General features: G+C 47.3%; 16 protein-coding genes. 10 read left to right on the forward strand and 6 right to left on the reverse strand.

The annotated features are described in order from the left end of the window. Positions 1 to 175: 175 nt before the first annotated feature. The 5 genes from Q4563_RS10060 to Q4563_RS10080 form a co-directional block, all read right to left on the reverse strand. On the reverse strand, positions 176 to 985 hold the full coding sequence (locus Q4563_RS10060; protein ID WP_303604419.1) for a FadR/GntR family transcriptional regulator: 810 nt from the start codon (positions 983 to 985) through the stop codon (positions 176 to 178). A gap of 207 nt (positions 986 to 1,192) precedes the next feature. Continuing rightward, positions 1,193 to 2,287, reverse strand: coding sequence for a FecR family protein (locus tag Q4563_RS10065; RefSeq protein ID WP_303604420.1), 1,095 nt, complete (start codon positions 2,285 to 2,287; stop codon positions 1,193 to 1,195). After that, complete coding sequence (locus tag Q4563_RS10070; RefSeq protein ID WP_215974762.1) at positions 2,284 to 2,844, reverse strand: RNA polymerase sigma factor; 561 nt, start codon at positions 2,842 to 2,844, stop codon at positions 2,284 to 2,286. Before Q4563_RS10070 ends, Q4563_RS10065 begins: the two co-directional genes overlap by 4 nt. Positions 2,845 to 3,207: 363 nt before the next feature. After that, a complete protein-coding gene (locus tag Q4563_RS10075) occupies positions 3,208 to 4,170 on the reverse strand; it encodes a universal stress protein (protein WP_303604421.1) in 963 nt (320 codons plus the stop codon). Further along, positions 4,154 to 5,875, reverse strand: coding sequence for a cation:proton antiporter (locus Q4563_RS10080; protein ID WP_303604422.1), 1,722 nt, complete (start codon positions 5,873 to 5,875; stop codon positions 4,154 to 4,156). Before Q4563_RS10080 ends, Q4563_RS10075 begins: the two co-directional genes overlap by 17 nt. Before the next feature lie 429 nt (positions 5,876 to 6,304). Here Q4563_RS10080 and Q4563_RS10085 point away from each other — a divergent pair, with 429 nt between their 5' ends. From Q4563_RS10085 to Q4563_RS10115, 7 genes are all read left to right on the forward strand, one after another. Then, entirely contained in the window at positions 6,305 to 7,207 is a 903-nt protein-coding gene (locus tag Q4563_RS10085) for a dienelactone hydrolase family protein (RefSeq protein ID WP_303604423.1), read from the forward strand. A 4-nt stretch (positions 7,208 to 7,211) separates the two neighbouring features. Next, positions 7,212 to 7,982, forward strand: coding sequence for an META domain-containing protein (locus Q4563_RS10090; RefSeq protein WP_303604424.1), 771 nt, complete (start codon positions 7,212 to 7,214; stop codon positions 7,980 to 7,982). Positions 7,983 to 8,006: 24 nt separating this feature from the next. Next, positions 8,007 to 8,366, forward strand: a complete 360-nt coding sequence (locus Q4563_RS10095; RefSeq protein WP_303604425.1) for an MmcQ/YjbR family DNA-binding protein — start codon at positions 8,007 to 8,009, stop codon at positions 8,364 to 8,366. Positions 8,367 to 8,467: 101 nt separating this feature from the next. Further along, positions 8,468 to 9,031, forward strand: a complete 564-nt coding sequence (locus tag Q4563_RS10100) for a GbsR/MarR family transcriptional regulator (RefSeq protein WP_303604426.1) — start codon at positions 8,468 to 8,470, stop codon at positions 9,029 to 9,031. 33 nt (positions 9,032 to 9,064) lie between these two features. Continuing rightward, positions 9,065 to 10,471 (forward strand): cytochrome ubiquinol oxidase subunit I, encoded by a 1,407-nt coding sequence (locus tag Q4563_RS10105; RefSeq protein WP_303604458.1) that lies wholly within the window; start codon positions 9,065 to 9,067, stop codon positions 10,469 to 10,471. Beyond that, on the forward strand, positions 10,468 to 11,499 hold the full coding sequence (cydB, locus tag Q4563_RS10110; RefSeq protein ID WP_303604427.1) for a cytochrome d ubiquinol oxidase subunit II: 1,032 nt from the start codon (positions 10,468 to 10,470) through the stop codon (positions 11,497 to 11,499). Before Q4563_RS10105 ends, cydB begins: the two co-directional genes overlap by 4 nt. A gap of 14 nt (positions 11,500 to 11,513) precedes the next feature. After that, entirely contained in the window at positions 11,514 to 11,849 is a 336-nt protein-coding gene (locus tag Q4563_RS10115; RefSeq protein ID WP_303604428.1) for a hypothetical protein, read from the forward strand. Between the two features lie 90 nt (positions 11,850 to 11,939). Here Q4563_RS10115 and Q4563_RS10120 read toward each other — a convergent pair whose 3' ends face one another. Continuing rightward, a complete protein-coding gene (locus Q4563_RS10120; protein ID WP_303604429.1) occupies positions 11,940 to 13,925 on the reverse strand; it encodes a hypothetical protein in 1,986 nt (661 codons plus the stop codon). A 325-nt stretch (positions 13,926 to 14,250) separates the two neighbouring features. Here Q4563_RS10120 and Q4563_RS10125 point away from each other — a divergent pair, with 325 nt between their 5' ends. From Q4563_RS10125 to Q4563_RS10135, 3 genes are all read left to right on the forward strand, one after another. Next, positions 14,251 to 15,654: a DUF945 family protein gene (locus Q4563_RS10125; protein ID WP_303604430.1), complete on the forward strand. Its 1,404-nt coding sequence runs from the start codon at positions 14,251 to 14,253 to the stop codon at positions 15,652 to 15,654. 651 nt (positions 15,655 to 16,305) lie between these two features. Next, entirely contained in the window at positions 16,306 to 16,845 is a 540-nt protein-coding gene (locus Q4563_RS10130; RefSeq protein WP_303604431.1) for a GNAT family N-acetyltransferase, read from the forward strand. A gap of 57 nt (positions 16,846 to 16,902) precedes the next feature. Then, positions 16,903 to 17,466: a phage tail protein gene (locus Q4563_RS10135; RefSeq protein WP_303604432.1), complete on the forward strand. Its 564-nt coding sequence runs from the start codon at positions 16,903 to 16,905 to the stop codon at positions 17,464 to 17,466. The last annotated feature ends 159 nt before the right edge of the window (positions 17,467 to 17,625 follow it).

Here is a 17,625-nt window from a genome sequence, read left to right on the forward strand (position 1 = left end):
TGTGTACTTTTCCTATAAGATCTTATGAGTGTGGAAAACAGGTAATGGCTTAAATCTCTAAGTGCTGATATTTGTACGGTAGGCAATTGAATGGAAAATCGGTAGGCGGTGTGAATACATTCTAACTCAGTTTCTACGAGTTATTTTTACGTACTTTGACGTTGTGATGAATTACTTAGAGTGGTGAGTGTAATGTAGAGGTGTCATCCACGATGATATCGGCTGGAATTCGATTGAGTGAATAGCGCTCACGACGTTCCCTTGCAAGCATTAGCATCTGCTTCATGGCTCTTTCTTCGCTGGTATTGTGAAGAGCGTTTAGGATAAAAGAAAAGTGTTCACGAATGTTTGCTCTGGATCCTTGAGAGTTTTTAAGCTGTAAGGCATTAAAGATCGTCTGGTGTTGTTGGATAAATACGGATCGTTCGTGTTTCATGATGGTTTTATATGTGGTGCGTATGTCGGTTGAATGTTCACAGGCACGCATAAGATTGCGCACGATGTCGATAAGTGAACGGTTCAAGGTGGAACTGACCAAAATAGTATGAAATTCGTTCTCAGCCTGACGCAGAGAGTCGATATCTTCTGCGTGAGTTGCGTGCATAAGCTTGATTGTACTTTGCAATTGATCAAGTTGTTCCTCAGAAATGGTCGACACCGCTAACGCGGATACTTCCGACTCTACCAAGCTTCTGGTTTCAATCAATTCAAACGGGTTATGGTTATAATTGGTAGGTGAAGCGTAAGTGTCTGGGGGCAGTATATAGGCCCCTGATCCGTGCCGAACCTCAAGCTTTCCCATCACCTCAAGTGCAATAATAGCTTCGCGTACAGGCGCTCGGCTTACCTTGAACCGCTGTGCTAATTGGTTTTCTGTTGGCAGTCTACCGCCGGCCTTAAATTCCCCTACCGCTATAAGTTGTATAATCTTAGCTACAATTTTTTGATAAGTGCGTACAGCCGCTGGTTGATGCTGCTTGCTCATAGAGCCTCCTGGGTATTGATCAGTCGTCGTCGGGTGTATGATCCGAGTGTGTTGACGAAGTTCCCTATCAGATTGTACAGGGCGAACTTACCTGTTGGCGGCCTTTGAAAAAGGCCGCGCCTGCGTAAATTGTACGTATTGGCAGTCCCGTATTATGGGGCGATGGTGTGTGAGTGTTCTGTATGAAAGCTAATGAGTGTGTTCTGGTTAGCCGTCATTGCTATCACTTGCTTTCCCGTCACCCTGCAAAGACAATTCGATGATGTTGGATTCAGTTTTATGATGGTTAATTTTAAAGTTCTCATGCAAAGCATTCAGTAAACCTTCGACATCACCTGCTTTGTATAGTCCGGCAATACGCATATCCAAAATGGCAGCGTCCATGACTTCGAATTCAGTGGGCGTATATCGACTAAGCTCCTGTAAAGCTTCGCGTAAGGTTTCTCCACGAAACACTAGGTTGCCATCGCGCCAAGATAGTTTATCTTTGATGGCGCTATTATCAATTGTTTCTACCTGTGCTGTTCGGCTATCACGCACACTGAGTTTCTGCCCTTTGGTTAACTCGCGTACAGGCTCTAGCACCAACTTTGATGGATCACCACGCAGGCTGTCTGGTTTGGCTGAGGGTTTAACTCTTACTCGCCCGTCGGTGACGATCACATCAAAATTTTTCTTATCTCTTAATAGCACATTAAAAGCCGTGCCAACTGCCTCGACAATTCTGCTACCGGTATCCACGCGCAAGGGGCGTTGTTTGTCGTGTGCTACTTCTACGTGTAATTCACCTTTGTGCAGTACTAAAAGTCGCTCTTGGTCACTGTAAGTAACGGCCACTTTAGTGTCTGTATTGAGTAACAATTTGGTGCCATCGGGCAAATTAACACTTGAGTGCACACCGATGCCCGTTTCATACAGTGTGTTTGAGGTCTCTGAGTTGACTTGCTTTTGTGATGCTGTTGATTCTTGGGTGTTGGGTAACATCGGTGCCAGTAGATTAAAGGCAAGTGCCAGAGCTAGTATGGATGCGGCGGCAGCCCAAACGGTTCGACCTTTGCTGTGGCTAGGTTGTACTTCATTGGTTGGTGGGTCAAACAGCTCAGATAAAACTGAGAGCCTGTCCATACGATCCCACAGAGCTGCCATTTCTAAAAAGATCTCACGGTGTCTGGTGCTTTCGGACAGCCAGGCACGCAATTGTGCTGTCTCTTGCTGAGACAGCTCCCGGTCCAACCGTGCTACCCAGAGCGATGCGGTATCGTAAACCTGCTCTTCGGTTTGGAGTTGATATACATTACTCATTGCGAAGCCTCTTGGCTCGTACTTGTGCCTTGTCGTTTGGTTGTCCCTGGCAAGTTCTGCTGCATATGCTTTTGGCAGCGTCGTAGGCCCGAAGCAATATGCTTTTCTACTGTGTTTTCACTAATATTCAATTGTTGTGCAATCTCTTTTTGGGTGTATCCATAAACCTTTTTAAGGACAAAAACCTTGCGACATTGCAAAGGTAAGTGCCGTACCGCCTCACAAAAATGTTCAAATTCTTGTTTGGCCGCGACCTGATCGTAAACTTGATCAAGCTTCTCAATCGCTCTATCGAGATCCACACTGTCATCTTCGGTGCTAACCGCCAGTCGGGTTTCGGAGCGTTTGAGGTAATCCAGCGCTAAATTTCGTGCCGTTCGGTACAAAAAAGAGCGCGGATGACTGATCTGCTCACTATTTTTGACAGTGCAAACCCTTACATAGGTCTCTTGTACGATGTCCTCAATCTCTTTTGGGGGCACCATACCAGACACCGCACGAATTAAACCTTTGCGCACGGACATATAGATTGATTCCAAGCTTTCTTTTTTGGTCATTGTTATTATGGCACTCAAAATACAACGGTAAAAATAGCTGGGACGTCTCTAAAGCCATCGCCCTCATGTATTAGACGAATTATGACCCCAAATCCGCCAATACTTTAAGCAGAAAGTGATTATTTGAGTCAAAGGCGAGCATTTAGGGCAAATACTAGAGAAGGGCAGCCCAGCCCAGCGGTGATGAGGGCTATGCAACTAGACTAAAGCGTGGCCCTCATGGTTCTGTCTGCCCATTACTGGGTGTAAATCGTTCTTATCCCGATGCTGCCCATCAACTATCATTTGATTGCTCTAATGATACCTCCAATACAGAAATAGGTGTAAGCTCGCGCACGATAGGGTGCTGTGTGGGTCAATCCACTACTTGATGGGGCACACAAATCCTTCAGGTTTAATGGCCAGTACCGAACACTGTAATTGCGATAACACCGATTCGGCGGTGTTACCAATAATGGCGCCAGGTATTCCTGTTCTTGCTACGGTTCCCATAATAACCAAATCTGCGTTTAAGTCGTCAGCCATTTTGGGCAGCTCATGATCAGCGATGCCTCGGACAACATAGGATTTTGGCGCGAGATAACGATAAGTGCTTTCACCCAGTGACTGCTGTAAGTTAGTTAAAAGCACTTTCATTTGGTAACTTCTTCGCTGATATTCCGATTCGTATAGGTCTTGCTCGGTATTGCTAGGTTGGTCCACCCAGAGGCTGACGAAGCCCGCTTCTGGTACATCGTATGTGTTAACAATGTGTAAAGCAGTGAAATCCGCAAGACTTAACGCACTGGCAATACCGAGCATTTTTCTATTAAGGTCGGCGTTAAGTGTTTCATCCGCTTCGGTATCAAAATCGACGGCTACAATGATATTTTTGTAGTCAACGTTGACATTGTCCTTTAGTAGCCAGACCGGGCAGGGGCAATTGCGCAATAATTGCATATCGTTGCTGCCAATCAAACGTTCAAGCCAGCTGATGTGGTCGACCTGTTTTATAACTAAATCAAATGAGTTCTCGGTGACAGCGCGAACGATTTCTATATACGATTTTCCTATTCTTAAGTCAGCGGTAGGGCTGATGTTTTGAGATAAAGAGTGGACATATTCCTGTAGGCGAACTTTTTCACGCTCAATAATGAGCGATTCCGCCTCTTCGTGGTCAATTTCTATTTCTTGAGAATAAGAGGATAGGGATAGTTTGGGCAGCACATACAAGATGGTTAATGTAGCTTGAGAATTCTCTGCCAAAGTAATGGCTCGTAATAACGAGGCTGGCGGCTCAGTGTAGTGATCGTCTAAAACGTAAACGATATTACGAAATAACGCCATGTTTCTCTCCTTGATTTTGTTCTCTCTGGGGTTGTTCTGGCAAACCTTCTAATAAAAGCTCGACTGCTCTGTCTGCGGCATCTTGAAATGGCTCCAAAATGAGGTCTACCCCCAGTAATTGCAGCTCTTCCGATTCTTGACGGCTTTGCGATGCCGTAGCGAGTTGACCCTTAAAACCGCCCGTGCGGGTAAGTTGAACAATGGTTCTTCGAGTATCTTCGGAGTTAATGCCGGTATGATGGTGAGGAACGGTAGAGACCACCCACTTAGCGTGACGCAAAGGTAAATCGGCAATAAACTCGGCATCGGTGACATCACCATAAGCGGTGTCCAGACCTAAATAGTTCCAGCGTTTAATAGCCGCAGGGTTGAAATCAACACCCAATACATTGATGTTCTGCGCTTGCAGGCGGGAGGCAATTGCAGTGCCAAGTCGTCCCAAGCCAAAAACAATAACGGGACAAGTGTTGCCGGAGTGATGCTCTGTGGGCTTTTCTCGCGGCGCGCCCTGGCGTTCAAACCAGCCTAAAATAGGTTCGAATAATGCGTAAAGTTGATGTGAGTAAGTGATCATATAAGTTGATGCGGCGATTGTAACGATGCCCACCAGTGTCACCAAGCCTAAAATATCTTGTTGTACATGGCCTAAACTGATGCCCATGGCGATAAAAATTAACGAAAACTCGCTAATTTGTGCGACGGTTAAGCCGGCTAGAAATCCGGTGCGTTTTCGATACCCCATTAAACCCATAATGATAAGTACAATTAATGGGTTACCAATCAGCACAAATACAGAAAATAAAATAGCTCCGGTTAGGTGAGAGCCCAGCAGTGATAGGTCAATCGTTGCTCCTAAGGCAATAAAAAAGAACAACAATAAAAAATCACGCAAGGGCCCAAGGCGCGCCGCAATACTTTCCCGAAAAGGCGTTGAGGCCAGAGCAACCCCAGCGAGTAGGCCGCCGACCTCCATTCCCAAGCCGACAATTTCCCCAATGGCAGCGAACAGAGCCGCTTGAGCGATGGCATATATAACCAACAGCTCTGAGGCCTTGGCGAGTTTTTCGGTAAGTGGGTTGGCGATATAGCGGATAAAAAATATAACAAAAATAAGAAGTGCCAAGCCCGACAAGGCCACCTGCCAAATAGAGGCGTTATGATTTTCACCGGCGCCAATACCAATGGCGGCAAGAACAATCATGGCGACAACAACAACCAAGTCTTGCACAATCAGAAAGCCCAGTGCGATCTGGCCATGCAAAGAGTCTATTTCTCGTTTATCGGAGAGCAATTTAACGATAATAATGGTCGAAGAAAAAGTCAGAGCGACCGCAATATAGAGGCTGGAAATAGTATCGAGACCAATAGCCAAGCCAATTAAGTAACCAATAATGGAGGTGAAAGCCACTTGCCCTAGGCCGGTCATAACCGATACACCACCAATAGAGCGAATTAATTTGACGTCTAATTTAATACCTACTAAAAACAGGAGAACGGCGATGCCGAGCTCAGAAAGCAGTTCGATTTGTTCTTTAGAGTGAACTATGTCCAGTCCAGAGGGGCCAGAGAGCAAACCTACGGCGATGAAGCTCACAATGAGTGGCTGGCGCAATAATAGGCCGATAAACCCTACAATTGCGGCCAGCACTAGCAGTGCGGTAATTTCCGTAAATGCTGATTGTGCAATCAGCTCTGTTAGGTTCATATATGATTCCTGAGTTTTGTCACGTAAAGCTTACTGATGATATCAACACGCCGTGTAATGGTTATACCTAGTCCCTACATCATAGAATAACCATACGGTTTTTATGGGGCGTAAGTGTTAGTAAACGTTAAGTGGCAATGTTGTTTGAAGTTATATCTATCAGCCTAGAAATGGTTTGCAATACTCTTATGGCTTATACTTGATTTGGCTCAAATTTCATGGGGCGTTTAAAGCATTTTTTATAAAATGTTTTATCCCTAGCATCATGTTGAAGAGCCATGTAAACGCCAGCGTGTGAATAATTTGTATTAGTGAGACGTTAAAATCAAAAAATGCTTTTGTGGGATGCTAGTAGGGCCCAGTTCTGGCCTTTGAGCCTACTTTGGCATATTGGCCTTAAAAACTTTAACCAAAGTCAAAGGAAAAGTTATGAGCGAGAGAGCGAATACTGCCCAAAATACCCATATCCCTCAAGAAGCGTTTGATTGGTATGACGAATACGCTCATGGTGGCATGGATCGCCGCACGTTCATGCGTAAATTAGGCACCTTGGCGGCTGTTGGCTACTCAATGTCGATGTTGACCACGGCGCTCTTGCCCAATTATGCACTGGCCGAGCAAGTGTCCTTTAATGATGAGGACATTACCGCCAGTTATGAAACTTTTGATTCACCCGAGGGCCACGAGCAGGGGCGGGGTTACTGGGTCAGACCTGCCACCTCTGCCACGTCTTACCCAGCGGTATTGGTCATTCACGAAAATCGTGGTTTAAATCCCTATGTGAAAGACGTCGCCCGCCGGTTGGCAAAGGCGGGCTTTTTGGCGTTTGCGCCGGATGCCTTATTCCCGTTGGGCGGGTACCCGGGCAATGATGATGAGGGCCGGGCTATGCAGCGCACCTTGGATAAGGAAAAAATCCAGCACGATTTTGTGGCAGCGGCCAAGTTCTTAAAAACTCACTCGCTGAGTAACGGCAAGCTCGGGGCTGTAGGATTTTGCTTTGGCGGTTATATGGTGAATTATTTATCTGCCGTCGACAGCGATTTATTGACCGCTGGGGTGCCTTTTTATGGCACGCCCGCACCGAAAGAGCTGCGCCAGAATATTGAAGCTCCATTGATGGTGCAACTGGGCGAGTTGGATGAGCGCGTGAATAATACCTGGCCCGAGTATGAACAAGATTTAAAAGCCAATAAAGTCGACTATCAAATGTTTATGTATAAAGACGCTCACCATGGCTTTCATAATGATTCTACCAGCCGGTTTGATCGAGCCAGTGCCGATTTGGCCTGGCAGCGTACCCTCGCCTTTTTCACCGAAAAATTAAGTTGATTCAATGCGTAGAGCTGCCCTTATCCCTTCCAAAGCCAAAGGCCTGCATATTATTGCAGTGTTAGCCGTTGCGGCGATACTGCATGGCTGCACCACCTCACACGTTAACGGATTGTCGCCACCATTGACGGGGCAGTGGCAAGTGGAAGACATTAATCAGGGCGGCATTATTGATCGCAGCATGATTACCGTAGAGTTCGATAGCCCCAATCAAGTGGCGGGTTTAACCGGGTGCAGCCCCTATACGGCGAGTTTGGATGCCACCGATGGCGGGTTTGAGGTGGCGCAGTTAGTCATTACCCGCAGCAGTTGTGTGTTGGCATTACAGATGCAGGAGCAGCGTTTTTTGACGGCTATGTCAGAAGCTGCACGTTATAGCATTGAGTCGGCAACGTGGCTGGATATTTATGACGCCCAAGGCAACCGGAGGTTAAGGCTCATTCAGCTTGGCGAAAACTCGAATCGTCCAGCTGGCGCCAGTGCTAACCCTAAACCCAAACCTAAGCCCCAGTCCAGCCCCGCTGCAAAACAAGATCAATCCTCGGGGCGGCTACATCGCTATCACTGCGGGGCTTTAGGTCAAGTATCCAGCCGCTTTTTAGGGCCAGAGACACTGGCGATCACGCAAGCCGAACAAGTGTTTATTGTGCATCGTGAGTTGTCCGCCTCGGGCGCTCGCTATACCGGTAAAGACATTGAGTTTTGGAACAAGGGAAATGCCGCCCAATTAACCCTGAATGGCACAGCGTACACGTGTACCTCTAGCGATTCGTAAAATAACAGAGCCTAGGCCAAGCTCATGGACTATCAAGCCTTCAACGACCTGTGCGCGTCTTTGCCTGCTACCAGCCATGTGGTGCAATGGGGCAACTCCGATGTCTGGAAGGTGGGGGGCAAAGTCTTTGCGGTGGGCGGTTGGCAAAAAAACAATCAGCCCGCCTTCACCTTTAAAACTTCGGATTACCACTTTGACCTACTGAGCCAAGAGCCGGGCTATCGACCGGCACCTTATTTAGCCTCGCGCGGGTTCAAGTGGATTCAGCAATACGATGCCGGCCCCGCACAGGATGACGCGCTCACCTATTACCTGACCGAATCGCACCGTATTGTCGCGGCGGGGTTAAGTAAAAAACGTCAGCGCGAGCTCGGCCTGTTGTAACCCCATAGTGATATGCATTCGGGGCAAAATGCTGAGCCAAAGCTTGCCCTCAGGTGGCAATAGGTTTACTATTTTCAGTAATTACTGAAAGTTGAGAAAGTATGAGCACAGATTCTTCAGAGTTTATGACGCCAATGATGAGGCAAGTAGTAGCGAACTTCGGCGAAATGGGCAGTCGTTGGGGGATAAATCGTACTGTGGGGCAAATCTATGCGCTGTTGGTGCTCAGTGAGGCGCCCTTAAATGCCGACCAAATTGGCGAGGCGCTGTGTATTTCTCGTTCTAACGTGTCTATGGGTCTCAAAGAGCTGGGCTCTTGGCAATTACTGACCACAGTGCACTACCCGGGGGATCGCAAAGATTACTTTAATGCGCCAGAAGATATTTGGCAGATCGCCCGCACCTTGGTGGCCGAGCGCCGCAAGCGCGAAATTGACCCCACCTTGAGTGTATTGCGTGACGCACTGATGCAAACCCCACAAGACAGTCGCGACGCTTACGCGCAAAAGCGCATTCATCAAATGCACGACTTAATGGAGCAGCTCACTCAGGTCTCCGAAGAGTTTAATCAACTGTCTACCGAGCAACTTACGCGTTTACTTAAGTTGGGTGCAGGGCTCGGTAAAGTGCTGGATTTTAAAGGTAAATTAACCGGTAAGTCTTAACTTGTGTCTTAACCATGCGAGGTACCCATGGAGTTGCTCGACACCTTGATGTTATCGCGTATTCAGTTTGCTCTGAATATTAGCTTCCACATCTTATTTCCCACCATCACCATTGCCCTGTGTTGGGCTCTGTTATTTTTTAAACTTTGCGCCAACGCCACTGGAGACGATACCTGGAATCGCATCTACCGTTTTTGGGTAAAGATCTTTGCCCTGACATTTGCATTGGGTGTGGTCAGCGGTATTACCATGTCTTTCCAGTTTGGCACCAATTGGCCCGGTTATATGGCCAAGGTTGGCAATGTGGCGGGGCCATTATTGGGATACGAGGTGTTAACCGCCTTCTTTTTGGAGGCCACCTTTCTGGGGGTTATGTTGTTTGGTGGCAATCGTGTATCCAACAAGGTGCACACCTTTGCCACCCTGATGGTGGCCGTGGGTACAACCCTGTCAGCGTTTTGGATTTTAGCGCTTAACTCCTGGATGCATACCCCGACCGGTCATGTCCTACGCGATGGTATTGTTTACCCCGAAAGCTGGTTGGCGATTATTTTCAACCCGTCGTTCCCCTACCGATTTGCTCACATGATGCTGGCTTCATGCCTGACGTGTGCTTTTTTAATTGCCGGCGTGTCGGCCTACCGACTGCTGCGCGGCGACAATAAACCCGGCCCTAAATACACCTTAAAATTTGGCTTAACAGTGGCACTTATATTGGCTCCCACTCAAGCTTTGGTGGGGGATTTTCACGGCTTAAATACACTGGAACATCAACCGGCTAAAATTGCCGCAATGGAGGGCATTTGGCATACCGAGCACGCCGCGCCACTGTTGTTATTTGCTCTGCCCGATGCTGAGCAACAAAAGAATCACTACTTCCTAGGCATTCCAAAACTGGCCAGCATTATTTTAACCCACGACCCAGAAGGTGAAGTGCAAGGGTTAAACGAATTTCCCGACGCCCACCCGCCAGTTGCCCCAGTATTTTTTGCCTTTCGAATTATGGTGGGTTTAGGCTTGCTGATGATTTTAATCAGTGTCTTGGGCCGCTGGACGCTGCACCGACGTGGCCAGCTCCCTAAATGGCAGCTGCGCGTACTATTGGGCATGACTTTTTCTGGATGGATGGCAACCTTGGCCGGTTGGTATGTGACCGAAATTGGCCGGCAGCCATTCCTAGTGACCGGTATATTGCGCACGCGAGAGGCGGTAACCGATCAACCTGCAGAGTTTGTATGGATATCATTGCTGGCGTACGCGACTGTATATTTGGTTTTGTTGACAGCTTATATTCATACGGTCTTTTTAATGGCGCGCAAGGCTTCTGTGCTGGAAGGTTATAGCGATGCACAGCCCACGAAGAGAGAGCACTCTGTCGAGCAAAAGTCCTCAGCAAAGAGCAAAACCTTTAATGACCCCTCAAGGGAGGTTCAGCCATGAGTGAAGATATTGTATTGACGGGTTGGGACTACTGGTTGCCAGTGATTTTTATCGGCTTAATGGGACTTTCGTTTTTTATTTATGCGGTCTTGGATGGTTATGATTTAGGGGTGGGAATTTTATTACCCATGGATGCTAAAGCCGCCACCAAGGATGAGCGCGACACTATGATTGCCTCCATTGGCCCATTTTGGGATGCCAATGAGACATGGCTGGTACTAGCGGTGGGTTTATTATTAATTGCCTTTCCCAGTGCCAACGCATTGATATTGGGCCAACTGTACTTACCCGCACTGGTGTTATTGCTAGGGCTCATTCTGCGCGGAGTCGCTTTCGACTTTCGCGCCAAATCGCCCAGCGAGCATAAACGCCGCTGGGATTGGGTCTTTAAAACGGGCTCCATGCTGGCAACCTTTAGCCAAGGCGTTATGATTGGTTTATACGTGGTGGGTTTTGAATACAATGCGTTAAGTATAGCGTTTGCGTTATTGAGTGGCGTGTGTGTCAGTGCTGGTTATTGTTTTATTGGTGCCGCCTGGCTGGTAATGAAAACCGAGCACGATTTACAGCGCCGGGCGGCCAATTGGGCGCGCACCATGTTGTGGGTAACACTGTTGGGCTTAGCGCTTATTTCAATTGTGAACCCATGGGCAAATCCAGATGTGTACGGCAAATGGTTTGGCTTTCCGCAATTTTTTATTTTGCTATTGGTGCCCCTCAGTATTTTTGTGATCAGTGTGGTAACTGAATTATACTTAAGAGACTTCCCTCGCACCGGAGAAAGGTGGTGTTGGTTGCCATTTGCCGGCGCTGTGGTGTTATTTTTGCTGAGCTTTTTGGGTTTGGGTTACAGCTTTTTCCCCGACATCGTTCCCGGCCAGTTAACGGTGTGGCAGGCAGCGGCCGATTCGTCGGCGTTAATTCCAATTGGTTTGGGCGCTGTTATCGTAGTGCCGGTTATTTTAATTTATACGGCTTACGCCTATCGGGTGTTTTGGGGTAAGGCAACAGAGCTTAAATATCATTAACCTTGGGCGAACAGATGCCTGACTATCTGTTGCTTTTGATCTCTGCACTGCTGGCCGTTTATTTACTGTCGGTTATTCTCGGGCGGTATGTTATACGGCGATTGTTAGTGCCGCTGCAGCCGGGATGGAAAAAATATGGGGTAATAGCGGCTGTGCGAGCGCTATTGTTTACGCCTACATTGACCATCAGCGAATCAGGGGTGGTTATTTTGCCGGCGGCATTTGCGTTGATTTTTAGTGATATACAAAAAGGTTTATGGGTGTGGCCGGCACCGATAATAGTGTTTGCGGTCAGCTTATTATTTACGTATCGGCGCATTCGTTTGGTTCACGCCTCATCCGAGGCTTAGTAACTTCAATTCGGTGTGCATTAACCAGCGAACATTAAGCCGAGTGATTCTATTTCTTGATGCCCGTCACCAAACAAAAAACTGTATAAATTACCGCGTTTGCCACTGTACCCAGGTGTTTATTGGTGTGCGCCAAGTGAGCCCATTGCTGGACCGCCAAATAAAGGTAGACCTGGGAGTGGTCATAAGCAAGCCTGAGGCGTCTACCGTTACAGCCGCTTGAGAGAGGTCGCCAATATTAGCGCTGCCTAATTTAGACCAACTTACAGCGTTGTTGCTGGTATAAACATCAGCGTTAGGACCGTTTGCGTCGCCTCCGAGTAAATAAAGAGTATCTTGCCAAGTGACGATATTGGCCATTGCCTGAGCCGGGAAGCCGGCTGAGTTTGTAACCAGCTGCCAATTTATTCCATCGGTAGTGGACCACACATCACTGTAAAGACTATTGGGGTTGTCTTGGTTTCGGCCGCCAAGTAAATACAGTACATCTTGATATACAAACAGACTGAAATCATTGCGTGCCCCAAAGGCTGGGCTATCAGTTACTAACGTCCAATCGCTGGCGTTGTAGCTTTGCCATACGCCAGCGCTGCTTATTAGCCAGAGAGTATTATCATAGGAGATCAGGTGGCTACTGACGGAGGCATCGATAGCGGGCTCAGTTAGGTTCACCCAGCCACTGTCGGTTAAGTGCGAAATGGTATGGGTGTATTCGGTAGTTTTGCCGCCGGCCAGATAAATCTCTCCGTTAAGAGTCGTCGCCGATTGGTACCGGTTGCTTTGGCTTAACGTAAATTCCGATTCAATCCAGTCCGTGCCACTGATGCTCGTCCACACCGAGACGGTGTTATCGCCATCGCTGTTTTTCCCACTGAATGACCAAAGCTTGCCATCTTGTGATAGCAGGGTATTGCCGGTGCGAGGTAAAAAAGGTTGTTCCTGCGGCACAATATGCAATGAGTCTGACTGATATTGATCAGTTTCAAAACTAAAATACACCGGCGAATCTATAGTAACGGAGTTGTTGTATGGACTGTCGATGGTGGAATAGAAAGGTATTCTTGCATAGGATCCACAATTAACAATAATATTCAAGTTGCAATCATAAGTCGATCGCACCAAGTCAAAGGGTTGTAACTGATCAGTCCACGACAGCCTAGTTGAGTTGGGTCCCAACATTACTGTTAAGTCAGAAATTATATCGAAAACAGTTAGAGTGTATTGTCCTTGGGCCTCGGCATAATAATCGTCTTCAGCTTTTATTACTTGTATATCGGTGGTGCCATTATGCAGGGGTAGTATGGTGCCGGTGTCAGTGTTTATACGGGCAATATTGGGTTGAGAGCTCGCGAAAGAAATAGCTCCGTTGCCGGATCCGCCGCTAAAAGTGAGAGCTTCCAGCGCAATAGAAATAGGTGCGCTGATCGCAGGTTCCGTGAACACTAGAGGTAGCTGGGGGTGTTTTTGCACAGTCACGCTATAGTGGGAGCTAATGTCGGTGTAGCGTTCATTGGCAGGGCGGTAAGCGGTGATGGTGACAGTGCCGTCATCCAAATACGTTAGAGCGCCACTGGCGGAATCAATACTGACAAGGTCTGGTGCGCTACTGCTAAAAACGGTTTGTGCTTGTCCCGAACCGCCGTGCAAAGAGTTGTTAAATGGGGTGTCATCAATAAATTGTTCAATAGCTGCCTGCTCAAAATACAAAGGTGCCTGCTGGGCAAGATAGACCTTAACTGAGTAGCTCGCCTGAGTTGAGAGGTTATTCGCGTCTGCCGCTTTAATAGCAGTAATAGTTGTTTGGCCAGATTTACGCGGTTCAAGCCGGCCAGTCACCCTGTTGACAGCGGCAACGCTGGTATCACTAGAGCTATAGCTGACCGAGCCTTCACCGGCTCCTCCGAGCAGTGTGTTAGAAGGAGGCGTTTGACCATAGTTGAATGTGATGTTCGATTGAGAAAAGAATAACTGAGGTTGAGCTTGCTTGACGGCATCTGGATTATTTGGCCCTTGGACACCCGTGCCAGAACTGTTGCCACCGCAGGCCACTAGACCAATACAGCACGCAATTATCATAGCTTTGCTCAGCCAGCGCATAGGCGGGCACGGTGTAGAGTTAATCATTAGCATATCCAATTCATAATGGTGGGCGCTAACCAATATAGCGTATTTGCATCGCAAAGGCATTATTGAGTCAAATTAGGTTATGCCGTACCCTAAGAATGAATAAATATCGGTTTTTGATTAAGCCTCAGCACTTCAATAGTTGGGTAGAAATAATACACAGGTTTTACTTAAGTGGCGGTAAGCTAAGCAGTAAAAACCATGCGAGCCGGCTTCGAAAAAAGCTATGGTAAGCTAGTGGCCTTGAATACCAATAGCATATTGAAAGGATTTCAGAATGAAAAAACTTGCTGGCATAGTTGTATTGACCGTCGTAATTGCCACCTTGTGCGCGCCCGTTTTATTGGGCCGTCATGCCCAAGGGCATATTGAGCAAGTAGTCCAGGCCCTCAACGACTACCCGGGCTACAATGCATCCATTACACGCTACCAGCGCAGCTGGTTAACCTCCAACGCCGAAATTGAGGTTGGTATTGATCTGGGGCCATTTATCACCGATCCCAAGGACGAAGCGCTACCTATGGCGATAAGCCTGCTGATCTCTCTCGATCACGGCCCGTTGTTACTCAATGACGGCTTTGGATTGGGTTTGTACCAGTGGCGTGCGGGACCTGCCGCTAAGACGCAAGCTAATATTAATCAAGCACTGGGTCTCGATGACAGTGAGCCGTTTTACCAGATATCGGGTAAAACCTCGCTTTTGGCTAACACTAAATTTAAAGACAAGCTGCGCGCCTTTGTAATGCAAAGCAGTGAACTCAGCGCGGCTTTTACCGGTTACGAAGGCGTGGGCAGTATTTCCAGCACCGGCCAGCTGACCTACACCGGCGCTGTACAAGAAGCCTCTGTTACCGATGCCACCAGCAGTGCCTCCCTGGCGGATCTTGAAGCGCATGTTAGTGCGGATCTATCCCGTATAAATTGGAACATTATGCTCTATCCCAGTGATGCGCGGTTCACCGTAGGGCAAATTCAAGTGCGGCCGTCATTTGGCGCCGGTGGCTTGGCCACGGGGGTCGGCATGAGTACAAGTGTGATTTTTAATGAAGATAGCAGCGCATTTGATATGTCTTCTGAAATGACCTTTGATGCCATTGCCAGTGAAGCCATTAATGTGTCAGATGCGATTGTGGCTATATCAATGTTAAATATAGACATCGAGGCCTACCGAACCTACATGGATGCTTACAGTGAATTTATGCAAACAGCCGCAGCCTCAGCGAATGCCCCCAATGCGGAGGCACCAGACCTCTCGCAAATATTTACTCCACAAATCACGCAGGAATTTTTGGCGCGGGGCCCCGAGGTGCATATCGATCAGTTGGCGTTCACCATCTCCCAAGGGTCGGCCAATGCAGATATAGCATTGAGTGTGAATGACAGCGCCGACGCACCTCCGGCAGATCCACAAATGCTCGCCCCGTGGTTAGTGAACGCACTGGTTATGGACGCCAGTCTGGAGTTAGACCGCAGCTTAGCCGATCATTTCGGTCAGTTAATGGCGGGGGCGCAAGGCGCTCCAGCCGATAATGGCGGTAACCCAGGCGCCGATCTGGTAAATATGTATATTGAGCAAGGCATGCTGGTTGAATCGGCCGGAGCCATAAGTGCTGATATTAAATTGCAAGAGGGCGCACTTGAAGTGAACGAGCAGCTGATTCCCCTTGGCGCCATGATGTAACTATCCTCCATATTGCGTTCGCGGGCCGAAGACTCGCGAACGCACCTCTAGTGTTAAGCACATTTTATACCTTTTGCTATTTGCACACTCAAATAGACACTGGGTCGTTTATTCACAATGCCCCGGCTACATTTTTATGCTACAGGCCTTTGGGGCGCCGGCGCAGTGTGAGTGAAAAACGTTCACCGAATTAGTCCATGGGCTCACCAAATCGCAGACCAAGTTGGTGTTGGATCTTGGTTTGGCGTCATAGAATTTTGTCACAAGTCCCCGTAAAGCAATGGCAATCATAGTGATTGACATCGAGTGGTGCATGTAAAGAGTCATCATGAATAGCTTGCGTTATTGAAAAGTTTCAATGATAAAAATTCGATTATTAACATTATCTAGCGTGGCATTTAAATAAACAAAAACAGAAAAAACGACATTGAATATCCCCATAAGACCGTTGATTTTTGTGATAGTAATTAAAAGAGTCATTAGAGGTGAGCCTATAGACCTGTCAATATGGCGCCAACCTCAACATTCGGATATTGAATAATTGTATCTGAGTATAATTCAAATTAGATATAGCTATATTATTGCAATAGGGTCTTTTCGTGTGTTCTCATTCGCATGTATATCCGCTATATGTATGGGTCTTAAGCACAAATGAATCTTTTGGTTATGGAGGACTTTTCAGATCTTGAACTTCATACTTCTCTATACATAACCCTACGCCGAGTTATAAAAGCCGATAGTGAATTTTTAGAAACATTATTTTTATCGGCTCGGCCTCATTTGCAGGCGTTACCACTACCTAGCATCTCAAAAGCTATTTTGATAAAACAACAATGGTTAATGAAGGAGGCCAGCTTTGCTAAGCAGTGGCCTAGTTATAGTTCTTGGGTTATTTGTAGCGATGCACGACCGATAGGTGTTATTTCAATCGATGTAAATAAAACGTCTTTCCATATTTTAGAGGTTTGTATTGATCCTGAATTTCAAGGGCAAGGAGTTGGTACCTCTATTATTAATGCGCTGAAGTTGAAGGCTGAAACCTGCGGCTTGGCGATTAGTTTGTCGGTTGATAAAAATAATATTGCGGCACTGTGCTGGTATAAAAAAGGTGAGTTTATCGTGTGTGGAGAAACGAGCACACACCTGTCGTTACTTTGGAATAGTGAACCGATAAAAAATTCAGTTGTTTGAACAAGGATTATGGATAGTGTCACAACTAAATGCTAAAAACCTACTAGGAGAGTAATCATGGAACCATTTCTCGGTGAGATCCGTACCGTTGGCTTTAATTTCGCGCCCCGTGGCTGGGAGCTTTGTGCTGGTCAACTGATACCTATATCGAACAATAGTGCATTATTCTCATTACTTGGGACCACCTATGGTGGAGATGGCCGCACGTCTTTTGCCTTGCCTGATTTGCGTAGTCGCAGCATTGTTGGCTTTGGGCACGGCCCCGGGCTAAGCAATACGAGTTGGGGCGAAAAAGGCGGAGCAGAGCAAAGAAACATCAGTGTTGCAAATCTTCCCCCTCATTCTTCGTCCGTAAACTTAGAGGTTGCAATACCGGCGACCACTAATAGCGAAAATCTTTCCTCCGAACCTGATAAAACTAAGCACCTAGGCCCCGCACAAGATGGTGGTCGGGCTGCCGAGCTGTATTCTGAAGAGGCTGTCGATACCACGTTAGCTCCATTTCCCGTGACTGGATCCACCAGCTCAATTGGGGGGGGGTACCCCCTTGAAACCCGCGACCCTTATTTGGGTATTTATTATGTAATAGCAATGCAAGGCATTTTCCCCTCTCGTAACTAACCAATATTCTGTGTGCACGGCTCGCTAGGTCTTCCTGGCGGGTCAGTATCGACATACCTAAAATGGAAGAAAAGGCGCAAAGCGCGAATAAGGAAACCGCATGCTAGGGCAATTTTTATATCTGCGATTAGTCACTACCCGTTTATCTAAACGGTTTGT

The organism is Gilvimarinus sp. 1_MG-2023 (assembly GCF_030548285.1).